Here is a 23,184-nt window from a genome sequence, read left to right on the forward strand (position 1 = left end):
CCCCCTAAATGTTCATAAAGAAAACTGTTTTCGGTTCTCACGTAAGCAATAATAATATGTAACACAAAGCACTGCGATACTTAGCCAGAACGTAAAATAACCAATTTCTCCTACAAACAAATGCATAATTCCATATCTCGGCATTTGCCAAAATAAATAATCAATTGCATCATTATGTAATGTCCATATAGCTGCTACCGCAAAATGCCATTTTTTTATACGGTAAAACGGCGCATATAGCACTGCTTGTACTGCCATCGCAAAATGCGAAAGCATTAACATATACCCCATAAGACCAATAGGACCTTTTACATAGATCATAATTGCATTTACAACAACAGCCCATATACCATATTTCATTAAAGTAACAATCGCTAGCGCCTCTATTAATCCCCAATTTCTCTTTCTTAAAAAAGCAATTAAAACAAAGACAAAAAAGAGACTTGCCATCGGGCTATCGGGTACAAACGGCCAAAATATAGGTGAGGTTTCTTTTAATTGATTTCCATACCATATAAATCCGTATATTGTACCTAATATGTTAACAACTAATAAAAATAATAATATAGAGCGTTGTCTTAACATTGCATACAAATAAACCAAGCTGTATGTCCAACACCTTTCAAACAAAGTCATTCTTTCCTCAAACTCTACTCTATTATATAGTAAACTTTCTTTCATCAAAATAAAAAGCTGACTACAAATTTTTGTAGTCAGCTTTTTATTATTTTTTATTATACTTTGCAACGAATTCCGAAAGTTTCTTCAGTTCCTCATCTGTACCTTTAAATACCCCTTTAGGCATTGAACCTTTTCCATCTTTCGCAATTTTAGCAATTTCTTCTGGCTTTAAAGTTAAGTTTTGCAGTGCAGGCGCTGCTGCCCCGCCCTGTAAATTGTCACCGTGACACGTTAAACAAGTATTTTTTTGCATTAATTTATAGCCGTCATCATTTTTATCAACTGGTGCTGTTTTTACAATTGCTCCTTGTTTTTTTGCAGCTTCCCAGTCGTGGTGTGCTACAGATTCCCAAGTTAAAAAGATAATCGATGCAATTGCTAAAAGCATAAATCCAGTTGCTACAGGACGCTTCAATGGGCGTCTTTCTGGGCCTCGGTCAAGAAATGGAGCTAACAATAATGCGCCAAACGCAATCCCTGGCATAATAAACGCTCCAATTACAGTAAATGAACCAGAAGCATAAGAATACTTTAATAACTGATACAAGAATAAGAAATACCAATCTGGAAGTGGTATATATCCGGCATCAGTTGGATCTGCCATTCTCTCAAGTGGTGACGGATGCGCCACTGTTAAACATAAATAACCGATTAAAAAAACTGCACCAACCATCCATTCTTTTAACAAGAAGTTCGGCCAAAACGCTTCTGTTTTTCCTGGGTATTCAGAATAGTCTTTTGGAATATTTGGTTTCCGAGCTACTGGTACCCGAGAATCTCCTACAAACTTCATCCCTTTGCCTCGATGCATAATCTCCCTCCTTTAGTTCTTTCCCCTTTAATTTAGCAATCTCTTATAGCGGACCGGAAATACCTTGTTTGCGAATCATGATGAAGTGGAAGGCCATTAAACCTAGAAGTGCTGCTGGTAAGAAGAAGACGTGAATAGCAAAGAAGCGAGTTAATGTTTGAGCGCCAACAATTTCGGAATGACCAGCGAGTAATGTTTTAATATAAGGACCAATGAGCGGCGTTTGCTCTGCAATTTGAATCCCTACTTTCGTAGCAAATAATGCTTTCATATCCCACGGTAATAAATATCCGGTAAAACCAAGACCTAACATAACAAAGAAAATAAGAACACCAACAATCCAGTTTAACTCACGAGGCTTTTTATACGCACCCTGGAAGAAAACTCTAAGTGTATGTAAAAACATCATTACAATGACGAGACTAGCGCCCCAGTGGTGCATACCACGAACAATTTGCCCATATGCAACTTCATTTTGTAAATAATAAACCGATTCCCAAGCATTTTTAATATCAGGCACATAATACATCGTCAAAAACATTCCTGATAAAATTTGAATTACAGTAACGAAAAAGGTAAGTCCTCCAAAGCAATAAACGAATGCAGAAAAGTGATGTGCCGGGTTTACATGTTCAGGTACTTCATGATCAGCGATATCACGCCATATTGGTGTAATATCTAACCTTTCATCTACCCAATCATAAATTTTATTTAGCATCTACTTTGCACCCCCTTTTGGCTTCGCTTTGCCTAAATACAGCGTTCCATCTTTTACTTTGGACTCGTATACATCAAGCGGAGCAAGGGGCGGCGTGCCTTTAATGTTCATCCCGTCTTTTGTGTAACGGCCCCCGTGACATGGACAAAAGAATTGATTCGGATGTGCTTTGTCCGAATTCCAGTTAACTGTACATCCTAAATGTTTACATACTGGAGAGAACGCAACAATGTCTCCGCTTTCATCTTTATGAACCCAAGCTGATTTTGGCTCTTCGGACTTGTACCAACCATCAACCTGCTTCACCTTAAAGTCGAAACGTTTCGGCTCTGTTGTAATATCCTTTACTTGTGCAACAGCAACCATATCCGTTCCCGCTTCTTTTCTTAACACCGGATCAAGCGCAAATCGCGTCATCGGCATTAAAATACCCGCTGCCATAAAGCCTCCTACCCCTGTAAGGGTGTAATTTAAAAACTGTCTTCTTGATACACGATGTTCTTTCTCGCTCACGAAAATTTCCCCCCTCTATCAGAAATTGTCCCCTCGTGATAAATTATATAAAAAATAAAAACTAGGACACTATCATGATATAATACGCTTAGGTACAGGTCAATATCATACTACTCATAATAATAAGAACTTTCTGTTTATTACTACTTTCCCCATTTTTCTTCTAACATCACCATTATATTTTTTATATGTGCATGAATAACTTCTCTTTTCGCTTGATCACTAAATTGTTCTAACGCTAATGAAGGAAACCAAAATAAATCTCCTTGTAACTCTTGCATATCTTCTTTCCATGAAAAATCACTTGTAACATAAGCAATATGCTTAAAACCTTGCTTTTGCAAATGATTTGTCCATTCTTGCAAACGACCTTTTTCATTTTTTTGACTTTCTACTAAATACGTAAATGCAGGTAGTAAAAGTACTCTTCCTTTATATTCTCTTTCCAACTCCATACTCAACAATTCGATAAATTCACCTTGTTCTACTACCATTTTCATTTCTTTTGCTGCCGAAATTGATAAAAGTGGTATAACACCAGTATCTACATAATCTCTTGCTTGCTCAAACTGCTCCACATCTTTTACACTCCATTTCAAATGTCTTCCCTCCCTTCATTTTCAAATGACAGAACTTTCACTTTATATATATTAAACCATACTAAAAGAGGTAAAAAAAGAAAAACTACCTATATTAAGGTAGTTTTTCTTAAAAAAGTCTGAAATTTGTAAAATTTTATGAATCCAAATGAATTCTATAACATCTTTAACTCAGCTGTTAACTTATGAAACGCTTCCTTATCTTGCTTATCCAGCGCTTCATCAATTTGTTTCAAAAGACGTTCTCTTCTAAAAGAAAATACACTTTCTTCTAAAAATCTTTCTGCAAGTAAACGATCTTTTTCATTTACTTCAATATGCTTTGGTAAATACGGGTTTTCTTCTAATACAGCTACATAATTGGCATTTTGAAACGATGATTTAAAATTGAGTTGAATATAAATATCTTCATCTCGATTTAAACGAATATCATGAAACGATTTTTCAGCATCTGTTGTCATAACATTTTGTTTAAAAAAGTGAAATGGTGTGTCTTTCACACAATTCGCGGACATCACTAAACCACGCGGACAATATTTTGCATGCTCTACGAAGTGGACTTTATGCATCAATTGGTCATGACTCATTAAATAATTCAAAATCCATACACATTCACGCTGTTTCAGTTGGTAATTATTCAAAAACCATTTTACAAAATCCTTCTTCTCGTTTACAGAAACAGGGGTATTCATAGCAATTAAGTCCCTCCTCTGTCTTTCTCTTTTCTTTTTAGATTCAAGAAGCGGTATTCAGTTTCCTTCCAACTTATGAAAAATCCTCTAAATTATATAACAATTCTTCAATATGAATTTGTGTCGGGTCTAGTTGTATTAACTGAGTAAATACTTCTTTCGCCTCTTTTCGCATACCTTCTTCCAATAAGAAATAACCGTACTCTTCCAAGAAGTCTGGATGATTCTTAAAAGAAGTATATGCACTTTCATAGTGTTTTAATGCATCCGAATACATTTCTAATTGTTTTTTTGCAAACGCAAGATCCCAAAGTAGTTGTGTATCTGGTTCTCCGCTGTCAATCGCACGCTCTACAACTGCAATTAACTCTTCATATTTTTCTTGTTCTTTTAAGATATACGCATATTTTAATATCGCACCTAAATGTCCTGGATCTAACTCAAGCGCTTTTTGAAGCACTTCCTCTGCTTCCGCTATTCTTCCTAATTTCGCCGCAATGTTCGCTAATTCTACATAAAATGGTACAGAAAGCTCATCTACTTTAATTCCTTCTTGAAGTGTTTCATAGCTTTCTTGAAGCATTCCTTCTTTTTCATAGCTTTTCGCCAAATACATGTACAGCGATGCATACTCCGGATCTAATTCTTTTAGTTCTTGCCAAGCACCAATTGCTCTTTGATATTCTTCACCTTGGTATAATGTGAAGGCATATCCAAATAATGAGTGGATATCTTTTTGTTCCTCTAAACCTGCTTCATAGTAAGAGATCGCTTCTTCCCAATTTCCAATCGCACTTAACGTTTCTGCGAGGCGAAGTGCAATGACAACACCACCCATGACTTTATGTTCTGCTAATAGCGACTCATAATGAGTGATTGCCTTTTGTTCTTCACCTTTACTACTATATAACTCTGCTAATCCAAACGTAATAACAGGTTCGTCAGGCATCATTTCTTTCGCCTTTAATAGTTTTTGTTCTGCTACATCATCGAAACCTTGCATTTGGAATAAATCTGCAACAAGTAATAACGATTGAACATATAAGTCATCATTTTCTGGAATATCATGAAGCACTTCAATCGCTTCATCTTCTTTGTCTAGATCAATATATAATTCTGCTAAAAATACAGTGAATTCACTTTCTTCCGGATACAATAAACGCAAGTCTTCTGTAATAGCTAACGCTTCATCCGTAAATCCAAGTGTATGATAATAGCGAGCGATATCATACTTCTCTTCATCATTCGCAATTTTTAATTGTTCTTTTAATAATTGTAATCCTTTTTCCGCTTCACCATTTTCAATATATGAAACAGCTTGTTCAAACTTTTGCATAAACGTCTCCTTTAATTCTAACAAATATTATTTTCTGTTCATTTACCCCGATTGGTGCGGGCTAATAATCAGTGAGGGGATGAGCATCCCCTCACTGATTAAAGTTTCACTTTATCATAAGCAACTAGGTGTACGAACGCAACCTTTAGAATGAGCATACTTCATCTTGTACTTTCACTGACAACGATTCAAACATGACACCGATACCGCATTACTACTTTCTATTGTACCGTTTTCTTTCATTACCGTGCAAATAACTTCCCTTATTAATTATTAACACGCACGGATCAAGCTTTACAGGCCTTCATTTAAATAAAAAAGACTCCTATATTAGGAGCCTTCACAAACTCTTAAGAGTATGTTTCTTCTTTCTTTACTTGCTCGTTTACAAGCTCTTTCAATAATTCTATAATTTCATCATTTTCTTCTTTCAAACCGACAGTAATACGAATACCATCATGTATACCAAATGCAGCACCAGAACGAACAATATATCCTTTCTTCATTAATCGTTCGAAAGCCTCATTACCAGGAATACCGAGTTTTAAGAAAATGAAATTTGTTTGAGATGGATAATAGAATACGTTATATTCCTTACAAAATGCGTAATATTGATTTAATCCTTCTTCATTTTTTTTCACACATTCTTGTAAAAATACTTGATCTTCTAATGCAGCGAGTGCTACAGCCTGCGCTACAGTCGATGTATTAAATGGTAACCTTGCTACTTCTAGCTGCCCGATTAAATTCGCATTACCAACCGCATATCCGATACGGAAAGCAGCTAAACCATATGCTTTTGAAAACGTGCGTAAAACCATAAGATTTTCATACTGTTCAAGAAGTGGTAATGTTTGCGGATAGTCTTCTGCCCCCGCATATTCATAATATGCTTCGTCCATAATAACGAGCGCTGACTTAGGAACTGATTCTAAAAATGAAAGTAAATTTTGTTTCTCTACATATGTACCTGTCGGATTATTCGGGTTACAAATCCATACAATCTTCGTTTTATCATCTACTTGCTGTAACATCGCATCTAAATCGTGAATGCCATCTTTAAGTGGTACTTCACGAACTTCTGCTTCTTCAATAACAGCATGGTGATGGTATTGCGAGAATGTTGGATTCGCCATTACAACATTTGTTCCTTCATGTAGTAATGCACGACTAATCATTTGAATGACTTCATCTAATCCACTACCAAATAACAGTTGTTCTGCTTTGACACCTAACTGCTCTGCTACTTTTGTCCGAAGTTCAAATGCATATCCATCTGGATAAAGAGCGTATTGACTCGCTAAAGAAGTTAATGCTTCTGTTACGCGTGCTGAGCAACCGAATGGATTTTCGTTCGATGCTAATTTCACAATTTTTGATAATCCATATTCCCTTTTTACTTCTTCAATATTTTTCCCAGGTACATATGCTCTCAAAGTTAACAATTGCTCTTTCACTCTCATTTTTCTTCCCCCAGTCGTTTTATTCAATTCAATTACAATAAGGTTGTAATTTCTCACTGTAATCGTTTATCTTAACCGTCACTATTACGAGGATACCTTTAAACAAGCACTTCTTAGCTCTTAAACCATATCCTTTTGAAATGCCTCTAACGCAATATGAACAGTCTCATCTGGAATAGATACGACATTCACTACCCCATATTCCTGCATTAACACCATATGAATTGCTCCAGCGTTCGCTTTCTTATCTTGTTTCATCAATTGAACGAGACGCTCTACACTCAAATCACTTGGCATTTTTGGATATCCGTACTTTAAGAACCACTGCTTCATCTCTTCATAAGAAAGATTAACCTTGTACACTTGCTCACTTAAAAACAAGGCAAATAACATTCCAACCGCTACTCCGTCACCGTGAGTAATATTTCCATATCCTAGTTCTTTTTCAAGAGCATGGCCTAACGTATGTCCAAAGTTCAAATGAGCACGTACACCTTTTTCTGTTTCATCTTGCGATACAATGTTTGCCTTTACAGGAATTGCCTTCGTTAATATATGGATTAACTTCTCATCACGAAGATCCGCTAATGTTTGCACTTCTTCTTTTAACCAATGATACAGCTTTACATCACCAATAAGAGCATGTTTTATCACTTCTGCATAACCTGAACGCCACTCTTTTTCAGGAAGTGACTGTAAAAACGGCGTATGATATACAACTACTTCCGGTTGATGGAATGCACCGATCATATTTTTACCTAACGGATGATTGATCGCTACTTTCCCACCCACTGCGCTATCGTGAGCTAATAAAGTCGTTGGAACTTGAACGAAGCGAATTCCACGCATAAACGATGCAGCAACAAAACCAGCTAAATCTCCAATCATCCCGCCTCCAAGTGCAATAATTAAAGAATTTCTATCTAATTTATTTTCAAGAGCTGACGTATGAGCCGCATAGAAATTTTCAAAAGACTTCTCTTTTTCGCCACTCGGTACGACAAATGAAAATACTTTTTGCTTTATTTGCAACGCGTCTACAACTGTCTGTAAATGTAAAGACGCAACAGCTTCATCTGAAATGATCATGATGTTTGACACAGATGGCTGCATGTTTTGAACAATCGTTGTCAACTTTGACAACGATTGTTTTCCTACATGTACATCATATTCTTTTGATTTCGTTTGAATATGTATGTTTCCCATTAAAATCCCCTCGCATATTCATTATGTTTCTCAATATTTTCACGAATAAGGTCCATACGATCTAATCCGAATTGTTCTATTAAAGCTGTCGCTAATTCCCAAGCCACAACCGCTTCTGCAACGACACTAGCTGCTGGCACAGCACAACTATCTGAACGTTCAATACTTGCTGTAAAAGGCTCTTTCGTATCAATATCTATACTTTGAAGAGGTTTATATAGTGTAGGGATCGGTTTCATCACACCGCGCACAACAATTGGCATTCCAGTCGTCATACCGCCTTCTAATCCACCTGCATTATTTGTTCTTCGTGTATATCCATGTTCCTCATTCCACAGAATTTCATCATGAACTTCACTTCCCGGTCTATGCGCTGCTTCAAAACCAATTCCAATCTCGACACCTTTAAAAGCATTAATGCTCATAATTGCAGCTGCTAATTTTGCATCCAGTTTTCGATCATAATGCACATAGCTACCGACCCCAATTGGCATTCCTTCCACAATCACTTCAACGATTCCACCTATTGAATCACCATTTGCTTTCGCATCATCAATTGCTTTCATCATTTGGTTACCTGCTGCTTCATCTAAGCAACGTACAGGTGATGCTTCTGTAATACTTTTTAATTCTTCAATTGAACTATAGGTAAATTCCTGAGCCTGTACACCGCCAATTTCAATTACATGGCCCGCCACTGTAATACCAAGTTCTGCTAACACTTTTTTAGCAACCGCACCAGCAGCAACACGCACTGTCGTTTCGCGTGCTGAAGAACGCTCCAGTACATTTCTCATATCTCTATGACCATATTTAATCGCACCATTTAAATCAGCATGCCCAGGTCTTGGTTTTGTTACTTTCCTTTTCATTTCTTTTTCTTCTTGTTCCGTTAAAGGCTCTGCGCCCATAATTTTTGTCCAATGTGCAAAATCACGATTTTCAACAACAAGTGCAATTGGAGAACCTAATGTCTCTCCATGTCTAACACCACTTACAATTTGCACTTGATCTGTTTCAATTTGCATGCGTCTACCACGCCCATGCCCCTTTTGCCTTCTAGCTAACTCTTCATTTATATCATCCGCTACTAAAGGCAGTCCTGCCGGAACACCTTCTATAATCGTTGTAAGTTGTGGACCATGAGATTCACCAGCTGTAATATATCGCATACGTTATTCCTCTTTTCGTATATGTATTTATCCCGCTATATTAAGCAATGATATTATCTTTCCTTACTCTAAAAATATGAAAGAAATTATATATTTGATCAGCCATTCGCTTATTCTCCGATAGGCCTTTTACTTTACATATCAATATATCATAACAGCTCTAACTTCGTAACTAATTGAAACAAAAAAAGTGCAAGAAGAATACCCCTATTCTCCTTGCACTTTCTACTATTATCACAGTGATTAAAGCGTTTGCAAATTATTTCAAAATAATTAGTAAATCCATTCATTCATTAATTTTGAGTAGTCAACTAATTCTTCTTCCTTAAAGAAAATAGCAATCTCGCGCTCTGCACTTTCTAACGAATCAGAACCATGGATAATGTTTTTCGCAACAGTTACACCGAAATCTCCACGAATTGTTCCAGGAGCTGCTTCATGTGGTCTTGTTTTACCCATCATGTTACGAGCTGTATCTACTACGCCTTCACCTTGCCATACCATTGCGAATACAGGTCCAGATGTAATAAAGTCTACTAATTCACCAAAGAAAGGTTTCTCTGTGTGCTCAGCATAGTGTTGTCCAGCAATTTCCGGAGTGACTTGCATTAATTTTGCACCAACTAATTGAAAGCCTTTTTTCTCAAAACGAGCTACGATTTCCCCAATGAAGGCACGTTGTACACCGTCTGGTTTTACCATTAGAAATGTTTTTTCCATAAAAAATCTCTCCACTTCTGAATTATGTATGTAATTGTATATCCCCACACACATATTAACACCCTTATCACAATTGCGCAATAGTTTTGAAATAGAGAGATTATTTTATTTTTTAGAAAAAACACTAAAATTTTCGTTTCCCAATATACTTTGCTACATTTTGTAATGCATACTTCGCTTGTCCACGCGGAAGTGGTTTTATGATTTCTAATGCTTTATGTAAATAACGTTCACTAAACGCAAATGCTTGATCAATAGCGTCACTATTTTTTACAGCCTCAATAATTCCTTTCATTTCGTCCGCTGTTGTATTTTCATGTACAGATGTGATTTTCTTACGAAGCACGGGATCTTCCATAGCGTATAGGGCAGGAAGCGTAATATTCCCTTGTAACAAATCACCACCAGCAGGTTTTCCAAGCTTCTCTTCTGTGGAAACGAAGTCTAAAATATCATCAATAATTTGATACGACATTCCTACAAAATACCCATACCAAAATAGTCGATTTACCGTATCACGATTAGCGCCAGCAGCAATTGCTCCTAGTTGACAACTCGCAGCAATTAATAAGGCTGTTTTTCGCTTTATTCTTCTTAAATACGTTCGTAAATTTTGGTCATAATTGTACTTATCTTTAATTTGTTCAATTTCACCTTTACACACTTCTAAAATGGTATGCGATAGCGCCTGATGCGCCTCTGGAATTTCGATATTTGTTATACATTCAAGAGACTTAGCGAACAAATAGTCCCCTGTATACATTGCAATACGATCTCCCCATTTCGCATTCACAGTTGCACTACCACGTCGTAAAAATGCAGCATCAATAACATCATCGTGAACAAGAGAAGCCATATGAATAAGTTCTAACGCAACAGCTACATGTTTAATTGCATCTAACTTATAATCTCCAAATTTTCCCGCAAGCAACACAAATACAGGACGAATTCGCTTCCCACCAGCTTCAATAAGTTGTAATGCCGCCTCTTCTACCAATGGCTGTTCAGAAGCAACTGTCTTTTTTAATTCTTTTTCTATCACATTAATATCCGATCGTAAAAAAGAGTACATAAGTTGTAACTTCATATTGTTCACCTTAACCTAAAACTTCTTTTTTCTTTTTTCTTTTTTCTTTTTTCTTTTTTCTTTTTTCTTTTTTCTTTTTTCTTTTTTCTATTTTGATTCTGGTTTCATACCTAAGTGCATCGCTGCTACCCCAAAAGTAAACGGCTTCACTTGTACACGTTCAAGTCCAGCTTTTTCGAACATATGAGCCAATTCTTTCATACCTGGGAATGTACTAGCAGATTCTTGCAGCCATGAATATTCTTTAAAACTTTTCGCAAATAACTTTCCAAATAAAGGCATGATATATTTAAAGTATAAAATATACCCTTGTCGAAAACCAATCATTGTTGGTTGAGATGTTTCTAAACAAATCACTTTTCCACCTGGTTTTACTACACGCGTCATTTCTTTTAATACGTGCATATAATCCGGTACGTTACGTAAACCAAATCCAATCGTTACATAATCAAATGTGTTATCTTCAAATGGAAGTTCCATTGCATTCCCGTGTAAAAGTTCTACTTGTTTTAATTGTAACGCCTCTACCTTTTGCTTACCGACAGATAACATATTTTCACTGAAGTCTACACCAACAACCTCGCCCTGTTCACCTACCGCTCCAGCTAGCGCAATTGTCCAGTCCGCTGTCCCGCAGCATACATCAAGAGCTTTGCTACCTGGTTTTACATCCATAATGCGCATCGTCTCTTTACGCCACGCTTTATGTCTTTGAAAACTAATGACAGAATTCATCACATCGTATTTATCAGAGATTTTCTCAAATACATCATGTACTCTTTCTTCTTTTGATTGTTGCATGCTCGTACCTTCTTCCAATGTAAAATTGCTTATGTCTTCGATTTATCTCTTAACACAGAGTTTATTTCGCTTATATCTGTGTGGTTTTCCAAATATTGATTTTCTTTCTTTCTGAGTTCCATCATCCATCCATGAATAACTGTTTCTACCTCCGCTTTATCCTTCATAATCCCTTGAACTGCTTGAAAAACAGGTGAATGTTGTTTATCAGCGTGCAGTTCATATTCTTTTTGAAGACGGTTTTTTCCTAGTACATACGTTATAAACGGCTTCCAATGCGATAAATGAAAATGATCACATGTTTTTTGCAAGAGTGCAGACTCAATCGTTACTACACTTTCCATTATGTCATCCATCGTTTCATGCGCTTTTTGATATAACATTATTTTGTGTTCATTAATTTCTTTAATTCCTTCAGCAAGCGCACGAATTAAAACAATATCACAATTCATAGACAGTAAGTAATAATATAACCCACTATAGTAATCACCAGCAAGCACTGTTAACTGGCGACGTTTATGCGATTCATTTGCTTCTTCCCCTGCTTTATTTGATACTCTTTCATGTGTATCAAGTGCAATTTGCACAAGCATAATCGTTACTACATAATGCTCAATTTGTTCTATATGTAAATTTTCACTTTTTAAAGCACCATATAACAATGCTATTTTTTCTTCATCAATAAATGGTTCTTCAATATAGTTTATAAAATAAGGATGGCGTAATTTCTCCATCAATTTCTCTCTTATACCCGCATACCCTCCGTAGATGTCACACACAAAAATCACCCTTGTTTTCTAATTCATAAAACTTATTATAACACATACATTCTATTTTCTATAACCAAAACTTGGCTACTCTTTCCAAACTTCCACCGAACTAAATAACATCTTCCATTCTTTTTAGTAGTCTTTCTATTCTCACTCTGCCTTGCTAAAACTATATCATTTATTTACATAAAAAAAAAAGAAAAGCAGTTTCCTACTTTTCTTTACTTTGTTTTAATAAAAGATAAAATTTCACTACGTGCCGCTGCATCATTTTCTAACACACCACGTACTGCTGTTGTTACAGTTTTCGCGCCCGGCTTTTTCACACCACGCATCGTCATGCACATATGTTCCGCTTCTACTACTACCATTACACCATGCGGTTCTAGTACTTCCATAATAGAGTTCGCTACTGTTGATGTAATACGTTCTTGCAGTTGTGGACGACGTGCAATTGTATCTACAGTTCGAGCTAATTTACTTAACCCTGTCACTTTTCCGCCTTGCGGAATATATGCAACGTGAGCAACTCCATAGAATGGAACTAAATGATGCTCACACATCGAATAAAACGGTATATCTTTTACTAGTACAAGCTCCTCGTGATCTTCTCCGAACACTTTATGCAAATGTTCTTTCGGATCTTCATGCATACCCGCGAACACTTCTGCGTACATTTTTGCCACACGCTTTGGTGTATCAAGTACTCCCTCACGATTTGGGTCATCTCCGATTGCCTCTAAAATAAGGCGTACTGCATGTTCAATTTGTTCTAAATTAACTTTTGCCATCCGCTAGCCCTCCCGAAAACCTAAAAGTGATACGAACACATTCTAGCATATTTATGTTTTTAAAAGCAAAAAGAAGAGTTCCCAAAAAGGAAACTCTTCTTCCCTGTTAATATGTAAGGATTATTTAACCGCATCTTTTAACGCTTTACCAGGTTTGAATGCAGGTACTTTACTTGCAGCGATTTCAATCTCCTCACCTGTTTGTGGGTTACGACCTTTACGAGCCGCACGCTCACGAACTTCGAAGTTACCGAATCCGATCAGTTGTACTTTATCACCTTGTTTTAAAGCTTCTAAGATAGAATCAAAAACAGCGTCTACTGCTTTTGTTGCGTCCTTTTTAGAAAGGGAACTTGCTTCTGCAACAGCATTGATTAAATCTGTCTTGTTCATGCCATTCACCTCCTCCCAAAGATAAGACTGTATAATGATCATAAAATGAGTCTTACTTTCATTTGTAGGCAATTTTTACAAATTCTATACTACAAAGATGTAGATAAATCATTATCAACGCCTATATTATACGATTCTCCTTTATAATTCAATATTTTTAAGGAAATTGTTACTCTTAAAATGTGAAAATCTGATGAAACTTGACAATTTACAACAATATATTAGATAATGACTGTTTATTTTGCTATTCTATACGCGAAAATCAAAAAAAATCCCTCTACGATGAGAGGGATTTTTTCTTATAATATAATCGCAATTAATCCGCCAGATCCTTCATTAATAATTCTTTCTAGCGTTTCTTTTAATTTATATCTTGCATTTTCTGGCATTAAAGATAGTTTCGCTTGAATGCCTTCTCGAACAATAGAGCTAAGTGAACGTCCGAATATATCAGAATTCCAAATTGATAATGGGTCATCTTCAAAATCCYGCATTAAATAACGAACTAATTCTTCACTTTGCTTTTCAGTACCAATAATTGGCTCAAACGTTGACTCCACATCTACTTTAATCATATGAATAGACGGAGCTACAGCTTTTAGTTTCACACCAAACCTTGAACCGTGACGAATAATTTCTGGCTCATCTAAGCTCATGTCAGCTAACGCAGGCGCTGCTACACCATATCCTGTTTGCTTTACCATACGCAGGGCATCCGCCACTTGATCGTATTCTATTTTCGCATGAGATAAATCGAGCATAAGCTTTAATAAATGATCTTTCCCTCGAATTTCTACTCCTACTACTTCTTTTAAAATTTGATCATATAATTCATCTGGTGCATATAAATCAATCTCTGCTACACCTTGCCCCATATCAATGCCAGCTAAGCTCGCTCGATCAATAAATTCATACTGACTAAACTGCCAAACGACACGGTCCACATCACGAAGACGTTTTATATCCTTCACAGTCTCTTGAACAGCTTCTTGATAACTTTGGCGTAACCAATGCCCTTCATTTAACACCATCACCCAGCTCGGAAGGTTAACATTCACTTCTAAAACCGGGAACTCAAATAAAGCCTCTCGAAGCACATTGTACACATCTGTTTCCCTTAAACTTTCTACACTCATCGCAATGACTGGGATATCATATTCTTCAGATAAACTTTGGCGCAATTGCTCTGTATCTGGATGATACGGCTGTACAGTGTTAATGATCATAATGAAAGGTTTTCCGACTTCTTTTAACTCATTTACTACGCGTTCTTCTGCCTCTATATAATCTCTTCTTGGAATTTCACCAATCGTTCCATCTGTTGTAATTACAACACCAATTGTGGAATGTTCTTGAATTACTTTACGTGTTCCGATTTCTGCAGCTTCATGGAATGGAATAGGTTCTTCATACCAAGGAGTATTAATCATGCGCGGGCCATTCTCATCTTCATAGCCTTTTGCTCCTGGAACCGTATATCCAACGCAATCTACCAATCGAATATTCACTTCAAGACCTTCATCTACTTCGATAGAAACCGCTTGGTTTGGAACAAACTTCGGTTCCGTCGTCATGATTGTACGACCAGCAGCACTTTGAGGCAGTTCATCCTGCGCCCTTTGACGGTCAGACTCATTCTCAATATTAGGAATAACTACAAGTTCCATAAATTTTTTAATAAATGTTGATTTCCCTGTTCGAACAGCTCCTACAACTCCAAAATAAATATCACCGCCTGTGCGTTCCGCAATATCTTTAAAAATATCTACCTTTTCCAAGTGATTCCCTCCCTCAATATTTTTGGGAATAATTCCACATTTATAGTCAACTAATACCTTCTCTAACGTTGCCTATAATATCTGATATAATATAATGGTATTCTAGAAGTTCGGACAATATATCATATAATTTTGTCCAATTTCATATGACTATTAAAAAATACCTTTTGTTTGCATCGCAAGTTGTGTAACATAAAAAACCTTTCTTCTAGAACTTATTCACTAAAAGAAAGGTTCATGACTTATGATTTTAAAAAAATTGGTTCTCCATTCTTTACCGTATACGGTAAAGAATACGCAGGTACAAATGGAGAATCTTTCGAAAGTATATTCCGAATATCTTCCCCTTCCTTAAATTGCCCTTCATTTTTTTTCAACGCTTCATATAAGTCGATTCGATAATCAACATAAATTTCTCCCTTTTCATTGATTACAAAAGGAAGCCCTTTACCAGAATACGGACTTGTCACTTGCGGCACATCTTTATATCCTAGTTTTTTGAAATCTAATTCATATACACCATCTGAAATTACCTTTTTAAAAGGCGGATATTGATGTTCATCCCGATACATCCTAAGCTTTAATGATAATTCCTGGATTTGTTCAGCCATCCTAACATCAATTAACTTTACTGTCGGGTTTGCTTCAACGTCTATTAATACGTATTGGTATACTCCTCCGCTTTCATACGCATTTCCTGGCGCTTCCTGTATGTACCGCGGAGCAATCTTTTGAAAATCGATTGGATACTTTTGATAAATAGGCGTACTCATATCCCGCGTCTTAATTGGCAATATCCCCTCATTTTGCTCCTTAAATGTCACTACAGCTTTTTGAACAACCTGTATCTGATCTTCATAAGGAACGGCATTTTGTTTCATATTTTCTTTCGGATACAGACATCCTGTTAAAAGGCTCATACAACAAAATATTAAAATAATATGGACTTTTTTCACTAGCAATCACCTTTTCATACTAATATAACTTGCTCCGTATGTAGCATTTTCGAGACCATTCCCTTTACTGCTGTACAGGTCCACTAAATACAACAAGAAAAATAACAATTCCTGACACAATCATAAGGGTGTACGCTACTAACGCTGTAATCCCTTTCAAAAATTTATTCTTTATTTTGTATCTACTTAGTAAAATAAAACTTACTGCAAAAAACATAAATCCAATTGCTCCTAAAGCAAACCACATTTTTATGAGCCCTTCTGACATATACACACCCCTTTTTATTAATCTATTTTTATACTATTTTAACAAATTAAAATCTTTAAACAAATACAAAAAGAACATTTTACTACAAATTAAGAATATATAACTTTAATCAACAGGTTTTTTCGCATCTTCCACTAATCTAAATAAAAATAAAACCGAAGCGAGTGTATCTCTCGCTTCGGTTGACCAAATATGCCCAAAACAGCTCTATTCCCATACTTTCATGGCTATCATATGCAATCTACAAACTCTTTGTTTCTTATATCTTATTTTTTAAACATTTTGCTTAACGAACCAAAATCAGCGGGCATATTATTGTTAATAATCGCTTTTATAATTTGATCCTCTTGTTCTTTCGGCACTTCACGTCCTGCCATAAGAGCCACTTGATGAATCAATTGACGAAGCACAGTCTCATCACGTAAATTCGCATTCTGTACAGATGATGCTAATTTAAAAATATCTTCTTTATTCACTTTCGCTTCTTTTTCAATGTTATTAAAAATGTTATTATCCATTCTTTTCACCCTCTCCTCAAGTTACTCTTCATCCTATGCAAAATTAAAAAAATGGTGAAAAGACCCATAAAAATAAAAAGCGACAGAAGTACAAATGTACTTCTGTCGCTTTTCTTTAAAGTAAGTCAGGTATAGCTTCCACTTCATGTTTTCGAACACGTCCCATTAATGAGCCTACTGCATCTTTCACATTATTCCCATTGAATAGCACGTCATATAAAGCAGCTGTAATCGGCATTTCAACTTCCATTTTCTCTGCTAATTCGTGAGCAGCTTTCGTTGTTCTTACACCTTCTACAACCATACCCATGCTTTCTAACACCTCTTCTAAAGAGTGTCCTTTTCCAAGCATATTTCCAGCGCGCCAATTTCGGCTATGAACACTTGTACAAGTTACAATTAAGTCTCCCATACCAGTTAGACCAGCAAACGTTAATGGATTTCCGCCCATTTTTCTTCCTAAACGAGCAATCTCCGTTAAACCACGTGTCATTAATGCCGCTTTCGCATTATCACCTAATCCAAGTCCATCAGTTATCCCAGCAGCTAATGCGATAATATTTTTTAACGCACCACCAAGCTCAACTCCAACGATATCTGGATTTGTGTATACACGGAAGTAACTATTCATAAACAAATCTTGTACTTCCTCAGCCGCTTCCATACGCTTTGCTGCAGACGTAACAGTTGTCGCTTGACGTAAACCAACTTCTTCAGCATGACTCGGTCCAGATAGTACAACAACATCTTTAATCAAGTCCTCTGGAATTTCTTCCTCAATCACTTCCGAAATACGTTTTGATGTACCAGGTTCAATCCCTTTACTTGCATGAATCCAAGTAGTCGGACCTGCTACATATTTCTTCATATCTTGTAATACCTCTCTATACGCTTTCGTTGGTACTACAAGAAGTACTACATTTACATCTACTAATGCTTCTTCTAAAGAAGAGTAGGCTGCGATTGTGCTTGGCAATGTAATTCCTGGAAGGTATCGACTATTCTCATGTGTTGTATTAATCTCATCCATAAGTTCAGAACGATTTCCCCAAATACGTACATCATGTCCATTGTCAGCTAATACCATCGCTAACGCTGTTCCCCAGCTACCTGCTCCAACTACTGTGATTTTTGTCATAAAATCACATCCTCTCCATTAGTCTCTTGCTCTAGCGATAATGTGAATCGGCGTTCCTACAAAACCGAACGCTTCACGTAAACGATTCTTTAAGAAGCGCTCATATGAAAAGTGCATTAATTCTGTATCGTTTACAAATATAACAAATGTTGGTGGTTTTACCGCAACCTGTGTCGCATAGAAGATTTTCAGACGGCTACCATTATGAGTTGGTGTTGGATTCATCGCTACCGCATCCATAATTACATCATTTAATACGTTCGTTTGAATACGGATACTATGGCTTTCATTTACTTCATTAATAACTGGTAATAATGTTTGTGTACGCTTTTTCGTTTTCGCAGATAAGAATACAATCGGCGCGTACTCTAAAAATTGGAAATGAGCACGGATGTTTTCTTCAAATGCTTTCATTGTTTTTTCATCTTTTTTCACTGCATCCCATTTGTTTACGACGATAATAACAGCACGTCCTGAATCATGAGCATATCCAGCAATTTTTTTATCCTGTTCAATAATTCCTTCTTCTCCGTCTAAAACGACTAAAACAACGTCAGAACGTTCAATCGCTCTAAGTGCACGAAGTACACTATACTTTTCTGTGCTTTCGTATACTTTCCCTTTTTTACGCATACCAGCTGTATCGATGATTACATAATCTTGACCATCTTTACTATATGGTGTATCAACAGCATCACGTGTCGTTCCCGCTATATTACTTACAATTACACGTTCTTGACCAAGAAGTGCATTTACAAGTGATGATTTCCCTACATTTGGACGTCCAATTAAAGAGAAACGGATTGTTTCATCATCATACGCTTCTTCTTCAATCTTTGGAAAATGATTTGCAGCTTCATCTAACAAATCACCAAGTCCTAAACCGTGTGTACCTGAAATCGGGAATGGCTCGCCAAATCCTAATGCATAAAAATCATAAATATCACTACGCATTTCTGGATTATCAACCTTATTTACCGCAAGTACAATTGGTTTTTTAGAACGATATAAAATTTTAGCAACTTCTTCATCTGCTGCAGTTACACCATCGCGACCATTCGTCATAAAAATGATAACATCTGCTTCATCAATCGCTACTTCCGCTTGTTGACGAATTTGTGTCAAGAACGGCTCGTCTCCAATATCAATTCCACCTGTATCAATAATGTTAAATTCATGATTTAACCATTCTCCCGCACTATAAATACGGTCTCGCGTTATACCTGGTATATCTTCTACGATTGAAACTCTTTCTCCAACAATTCTATTGAAAATAGTAGATTTTCCTACGTTCGGGCGGCCTACTATTGCTATTACTGGTTTCGGCATATACTTTCATCCTTTCAACTTGCTTCTGTTTATTATGTAAAAAACCCTTCTTTGTGCAAGAAGGGATTTGCATTCCAGAATATTTCTCAGCGTATCAAAACACCTCACATTATACCACACGTTACTAATGTTTCACAATAATATATACATTCTCTTGTAAGCGATGCGCAATACCATCTAAAATTGCCTCTAAATTATTTGCAACAAATTCTAACTCATCTGTCGATTCACAAGTAAACAAAGGGGCACCACCAGCAAATTTCTCCGGCGTTGTTGTAATAACCGCGAGAATTACACTTTCTAACATCATCTTTTATCTCCCCTTCCTTTCGGGGCTTCCGATGACATATGAACAGCACTTTCTAACGTCGGCACATTCCCTATGACACCTATCGCTTTCTCTGCATCTTGATCTTGTGGCAAGACAAAAATCCCAACCCTACCATCTTCTAAATCACGCTTTGCTAGCGGCACAAGCGCTGGCGTACCAGAATCTCTATAAATCCCTAAAGCAACAGAAACATCATGTAAAATAGCTTGTCGTTGTCCTAAGTTTGAGATTGTCACCATCGCATCAATTGTTTTCGGCCTTAAAATAAAGCCCATTCCATATTTCATAATTTCCTCTTGCCTTGCTGGCAATCCAATATTCATAATGTAAATATTATCAATATACAGCCCCGCTCCTTCAAAACGAAGTGGAACATGCTCGATATCAACAAGATCATGTAACCTTCTGCCAGACATTAATTTTTTCGCGATAATAAATGCGATTATAGCCATAATTACTCCAGCAATCCACGAATGGAACCCTATATACGCAAACGTCGTTGCAAACGACGTTAACATCGCCAAATAGTTTCGACTTTCAAAAACTAATGCAATCCCTTCAATATATGTATTTCCACGCGGTACGAGCTCATATCCATCTAATTGTTGAAGGGTATTTCTTTCCATATTACGCACATCACGAAACTGTGTTGCTGCTAATGTAAGAAATGTAATAGCAGAAAAATCTTTTTTCAAAATTGACGGAATCGCAATTGCTCCTAAAGCCGCTGCAATTAACCCCATCGCAACGTGAATAATTTTTCCGTGGAGCCTCGTCGGATATTGACGCGTATCTGTCCGGAGCATTAGCACTCTCGTTACTGTCCCCGCTATTACTCCGCATAAAATGGCCGGTGTATATTCAGTCATGTATTACCCTCGCCTTTCTTTTACGTGCTTTCCTCTTGAACTGTTCCATGTATACTGATGCTTTTGCAATCCAAAACAAAATTGCCATGAAAAATGTAGCAACGGCGACGATATCAAAAAACGCTAAACTTCCGTAATCATAAGGGAAATGTAGTTTTCGAAAAATAAGTGTCACTAACAATTCCCCCTGTAACATTCCTATATAAAGAGAACATAATCGTAATATGCGATCCTCATGCAATAAAACCGATGCATACACAAGAGCACCACTTACCAAAAACAACCTGTCCACCACAATCCAAATCGGATCATATACTTCTAACAAATGAAAACTTGTATATAACATTGCAATAATAAGTGCCGAAAGTAAGCTATATAATTTTTTCCAAATAGAATATAGTGCGATTCCTATAAAAGCAACAATACAAAGCAAAAGTGCATTTACTGATACCGTGAATGAAGCAATCGTTACATGTAACGGAGAGCAAATAATAAAAATCAATATACAAGCGCTTATCTTCCACCGCATAGAGTCCTTTTTCATAAAAAAAGTTACAACAATCCACCCTATCCAAGCTAAAAAATAAAAAGTACTCCCTTCCATCATTTCACCTCCTATGTTTTCCATTATGGGAACTTTTTATGAAAGTTAATCCACTTTCTTCGCGCATAGTTTTTTCATATAACAGCAACACTTTTAATAAGGAGGTGCTATTCATTATGGGTAAAGATCGTCAAGAACGAAAACTAAGAGAATCACGACGCGTTGAATCTGATCGTGACCAATCACTACAATATCCGGGTGCAACTGGACTGGATACACCAGAGCAAGCCCGAAAACAAAATCAGCACTAATGAACACAAAAAGACGGTTTCGATATTGTACGAAACCGTCTTTTACATAATTATTTTAATGATTTTTACTTATATCAAAATAATATTTAACATCCGAATTTTTCTATGGTTTATTTTTATCTCCACCTATTTTTCCTTTACGAAATTAAACCCTCCCTAATAATTCAGTAGCAAACTATCTACATTTTCCAGCCTCTTTTTCAGTCGCAACTTGCACAAGATAGTGTTTATATAGGAATAATTTTATTTTGATAGAATATTAATTCCATTCCTCACTTTATATTACTAAAACGAACAAAAAACAAAAAATCAACCAAACGGTTGATTTTTTTATCTTCTACTATAATGCGTCGTATCAATACCACGCTGCGTTAACCAATGATACGTTTCGCCCTTTACAACAAGAGGTACAGCCTGTAACTCTTCTATCGTCTTTGCACCAAGAGCTGTCATAATAAATTTCAAATCTGTATGTAAAAGATCAATTTCATCCACTAACTTCTCGATACCATCTTGCATTAAAATACGTAAAAAGTATCCAGCAAACGCAGTTGTATTCGCCCCTAATGCGATTGCTTTCGCTACGTCAAGCGCTGTTTGTATACCCCCAGATGCAATAAAAGAGAGGTTATTATTTGTAGAGGTTGCTTCAATAATCGAGGTTGCTGTTTGTATGCCCCAGTTATTAAAATAAGAAAGCATTCGCTGTCTTCTTTCATTTTCAACAGCAGCAAAATTTGTACCACCTTGTCCACCAATATCAATTGCCGTTACACCTATGCTCGCTAGCTGTTGTATTGTTTCCTTACTCATCCCAAATCCAACTTCTTTCACAATGACAGGAACTTTACTATTTAATACAATTTTCTCAATGCGCTGAAGTACACCAGTAAAGTCACGGTCTCCTTCTGGCATCGTTAACTCTTGTATGACATTTAAATGAATTTGCAATGCATTCGCTTCAATCATATCAACGGCACGCTCTGCTTGTTCGATAGTTGCCTCACTACCTAAATTAGCAAAGAAAATACCATTTGGATTTACTTTTCTGATAATCGTATAAGAAGCAGCCTCACTTTCATCTTTTAACGCCGCCATTTGCGACCCTACAGCCATAGCAAGATTATGATGTTTCGCTACATATGCTAATTGCTCATTAATATGTAACGTTTTCTCTCCCCCACCACCAGTCATCGCATTGATAAAAATCGGCGAACTTAGTGAAAGTTCGCCGATTTTTGTTTCACATGTTATTGTGTCATAACTTGAATTTGGCAATCCTTGATGCACAAAATCAATATCATGAAATCCATGCGTACGAGACTGACCAGTAGAAAGAGCGTATTCAATATGATCTAATTTACGTTTTGCCCTTACCACTTGTACCCC

At 36.6% G+C, this 23,184-nt stretch carries 27 protein-coding genes; 1 reads left to right on the forward strand and 26 read right to left on the reverse strand.

The features are described 5' to 3' along the window. Positions 1–12 precede the first annotated feature (12 nt). From lhaT to AC1DMU_RS08515, 25 genes are all read right to left on the reverse strand, one after another. Positions 13–603, reverse strand: coding sequence for a lipoprotein heptaprenylglyceryl N-acetyltransferase LhaT (gene lhaT / locus AC1DMU_RS08395; protein WP_097907594.1), 591 nt, complete (start codon positions 601–603; stop codon positions 13–15). A 121-nt stretch (positions 604–724) separates the two neighbouring features. Continuing rightward, positions 725–1,492, reverse strand: a complete 768-nt coding sequence (qcrC, locus tag AC1DMU_RS08400) for a menaquinol-cytochrome c reductase cytochrome b/c subunit (RefSeq protein WP_000554601.1) — start codon at positions 1,490–1,492, stop codon at positions 725–727. Between the two features lie 43 nt (positions 1,493–1,535). Next, positions 1,536–2,210 (reverse strand): menaquinol-cytochrome c reductase cytochrome b subunit, encoded by a 675-nt coding sequence (qcrB, locus tag AC1DMU_RS08405; RefSeq protein ID WP_000932700.1) that lies wholly within the window; start codon positions 2,208–2,210, stop codon positions 1,536–1,538. Beyond that, on the reverse strand, positions 2,211–2,723 hold the full coding sequence (qcrA, locus tag AC1DMU_RS08410) for a menaquinol-cytochrome c reductase iron-sulfur subunit (RefSeq protein WP_001290419.1): 513 nt from the start codon (positions 2,721–2,723) through the stop codon (positions 2,211–2,213). Positions 2,724–2,866: 143 nt separating this feature from the next. Further along, entirely contained in the window at positions 2,867–3,322 is a 456-nt protein-coding gene (locus tag AC1DMU_RS08415) for a YpiF family protein (RefSeq protein ID WP_048543535.1), read from the reverse strand. A gap of 155 nt (positions 3,323–3,477) precedes the next feature. Beyond that, positions 3,478–4,014: a ReoY family proteolytic degradation factor gene (locus AC1DMU_RS08420; RefSeq protein WP_001095922.1), complete on the reverse strand. Its 537-nt coding sequence runs from the start codon at positions 4,012–4,014 to the stop codon at positions 3,478–3,480. 73 nt (positions 4,015–4,087) lie between these two features. Next, positions 4,088–5,350 carry a tetratricopeptide repeat protein gene (locus tag AC1DMU_RS08425; protein WP_088062701.1) on the reverse strand — a complete coding sequence of 421 codons (1,263 nt, stop codon included), beginning with the start codon at positions 5,348–5,350 and terminating at the stop codon, positions 4,088–4,090. A 350-nt stretch (positions 5,351–5,700) separates the two neighbouring features. Then, on the reverse strand, positions 5,701–6,813 hold the full coding sequence (gene hisC, locus AC1DMU_RS08430) for a histidinol-phosphate transaminase (RefSeq protein WP_088062699.1): 1,113 nt from the start codon (positions 6,811–6,813) through the stop codon (positions 5,701–5,703). 120 nt (positions 6,814–6,933) lie between these two features. Further along, positions 6,934–8,019 (reverse strand): 3-dehydroquinate synthase, encoded by a 1,086-nt coding sequence (gene aroB, locus AC1DMU_RS08435; protein WP_088062697.1) that lies wholly within the window; start codon positions 8,017–8,019, stop codon positions 6,934–6,936. Beyond that, positions 8,019–9,191 (reverse strand): chorismate synthase, encoded by a 1,173-nt coding sequence (gene aroC / locus AC1DMU_RS08440; protein WP_087985544.1) that lies wholly within the window; start codon positions 9,189–9,191, stop codon positions 8,019–8,021. The genes aroB and aroC overlap by 1 nt, the downstream gene beginning before the upstream one ends. Positions 9,192–9,464: 273 nt before the next feature. After that, a complete protein-coding gene (ndk, locus tag AC1DMU_RS08445; protein WP_000415885.1) occupies positions 9,465–9,911 on the reverse strand; it encodes a nucleoside-diphosphate kinase in 447 nt (148 codons plus the stop codon). A gap of 124 nt (positions 9,912–10,035) precedes the next feature. Beyond that, positions 10,036–10,998, reverse strand: coding sequence for a heptaprenyl diphosphate synthase component II (gene hepT, locus AC1DMU_RS08450; protein WP_000776075.1), 963 nt, complete (start codon positions 10,996–10,998; stop codon positions 10,036–10,038). Between the two features lie 87 nt (positions 10,999–11,085). Next, on the reverse strand, positions 11,086–11,799 hold the full coding sequence (menG, locus tag AC1DMU_RS08455; RefSeq protein ID WP_088062695.1) for a 2-heptaprenyl-1,4-naphthoquinone methyltransferase: 714 nt from the start codon (positions 11,797–11,799) through the stop codon (positions 11,086–11,088). Between the two features lie 29 nt (positions 11,800–11,828). Continuing rightward, entirely contained in the window at positions 11,829–12,578 is a 750-nt protein-coding gene (locus AC1DMU_RS08460) for a heptaprenyl diphosphate synthase component 1 (RefSeq protein ID WP_141542766.1), read from the reverse strand. A 212-nt stretch (positions 12,579–12,790) separates the two neighbouring features. Next, the gene (gene folE / locus AC1DMU_RS08465) at positions 12,791–13,360 is read right to left on the reverse strand and encodes a GTP cyclohydrolase I FolE (RefSeq protein WP_001151478.1); all 570 of its coding nucleotides are present in this window, start codon (positions 13,358–13,360) and stop codon (positions 12,791–12,793) included. A 120-nt stretch (positions 13,361–13,480) separates the two neighbouring features. After that, entirely contained in the window at positions 13,481–13,753 is a 273-nt protein-coding gene (locus tag AC1DMU_RS08470; RefSeq protein ID WP_001043860.1) for an HU family DNA-binding protein, read from the reverse strand. A 299-nt stretch (positions 13,754–14,052) separates the two neighbouring features. After that, the gene (gene spoIVA / locus AC1DMU_RS08475; RefSeq protein ID WP_476941492.1) at positions 14,053–15,531 is read right to left on the reverse strand and encodes a stage IV sporulation protein A; all 1,479 of its coding nucleotides are present in this window, start codon (positions 15,529–15,531) and stop codon (positions 14,053–14,055) included. Positions 15,532–15,773: 242 nt separating this feature from the next. Continuing rightward, the gene (locus tag AC1DMU_RS08480; protein WP_215559018.1) at positions 15,774–16,487 is read right to left on the reverse strand and encodes a hypothetical protein; all 714 of its coding nucleotides are present in this window, start codon (positions 16,485–16,487) and stop codon (positions 15,774–15,776) included. Between the two features lie 64 nt (positions 16,488–16,551). Next, complete coding sequence (locus AC1DMU_RS08485) at positions 16,552–16,755, reverse strand: DUF2768 domain-containing protein (protein ID WP_001288995.1); 204 nt, start codon at positions 16,753–16,755, stop codon at positions 16,552–16,554. 266 nt (positions 16,756–17,021) lie between these two features. Beyond that, on the reverse strand, positions 17,022–17,273 hold the full coding sequence (locus AC1DMU_RS08490; protein WP_142291700.1) for a stage VI sporulation protein F: 252 nt from the start codon (positions 17,271–17,273) through the stop codon (positions 17,022–17,024). A gap of 115 nt (positions 17,274–17,388) precedes the next feature. Continuing rightward, positions 17,389–18,411 (reverse strand): NAD(P)H-dependent glycerol-3-phosphate dehydrogenase, encoded by a 1,023-nt coding sequence (locus AC1DMU_RS08495; protein ID WP_088062692.1) that lies wholly within the window; start codon positions 18,409–18,411, stop codon positions 17,389–17,391. A gap of 18 nt (positions 18,412–18,429) precedes the next feature. After that, the gene (der, locus tag AC1DMU_RS08500; protein WP_001125888.1) at positions 18,430–19,740 is read right to left on the reverse strand and encodes a ribosome biogenesis GTPase Der; all 1,311 of its coding nucleotides are present in this window, start codon (positions 19,738–19,740) and stop codon (positions 18,430–18,432) included. Positions 19,741–19,864: 124 nt separating this feature from the next. After that, positions 19,865–20,050, reverse strand: a complete 186-nt coding sequence (locus AC1DMU_RS08505; RefSeq protein WP_000979052.1) for a capping complex subunit for YIEGIA — start codon at positions 20,048–20,050, stop codon at positions 19,865–19,867. Continuing rightward, positions 20,047–20,940: a YIEGIA family protein gene (locus AC1DMU_RS08510; protein WP_000141603.1), complete on the reverse strand. Its 894-nt coding sequence runs from the start codon at positions 20,938–20,940 to the stop codon at positions 20,047–20,049. The genes AC1DMU_RS08505 and AC1DMU_RS08510 overlap by 4 nt, the downstream gene beginning before the upstream one ends. Then, complete coding sequence (locus AC1DMU_RS08515; protein WP_088062691.1) at positions 20,933–21,544, reverse strand: YphA family membrane protein; 612 nt, start codon at positions 21,542–21,544, stop codon at positions 20,933–20,935. Before AC1DMU_RS08515 ends, AC1DMU_RS08510 begins: the two co-directional genes overlap by 8 nt. A 116-nt stretch (positions 21,545–21,660) precedes the next feature. Here AC1DMU_RS08515 and AC1DMU_RS08520 point away from each other — a divergent pair, with 116 nt between their 5' ends. Beyond that, the gene (locus tag AC1DMU_RS08520) at positions 21,661–21,795 is read left to right on the forward strand and encodes a YpzI family protein (RefSeq protein WP_000513900.1); all 135 of its coding nucleotides are present in this window, start codon (positions 21,661–21,663) and stop codon (positions 21,793–21,795) included. 330 nt (positions 21,796–22,125) lie between these two features. On the opposite strand, the gene AC1DMU_RS08525 is transcribed toward AC1DMU_RS08520, so the two are convergent. Then, complete coding sequence (locus AC1DMU_RS08525) at positions 22,126–23,175, reverse strand: type 2 isopentenyl-diphosphate Delta-isomerase (protein ID WP_087985539.1); 1,050 nt, start codon at positions 23,173–23,175, stop codon at positions 22,126–22,128. Positions 23,176–23,184: the final 9 nt, after the last annotated feature.

Source organism: Bacillus sp. 01N45, from assembly GCF_056399205.1.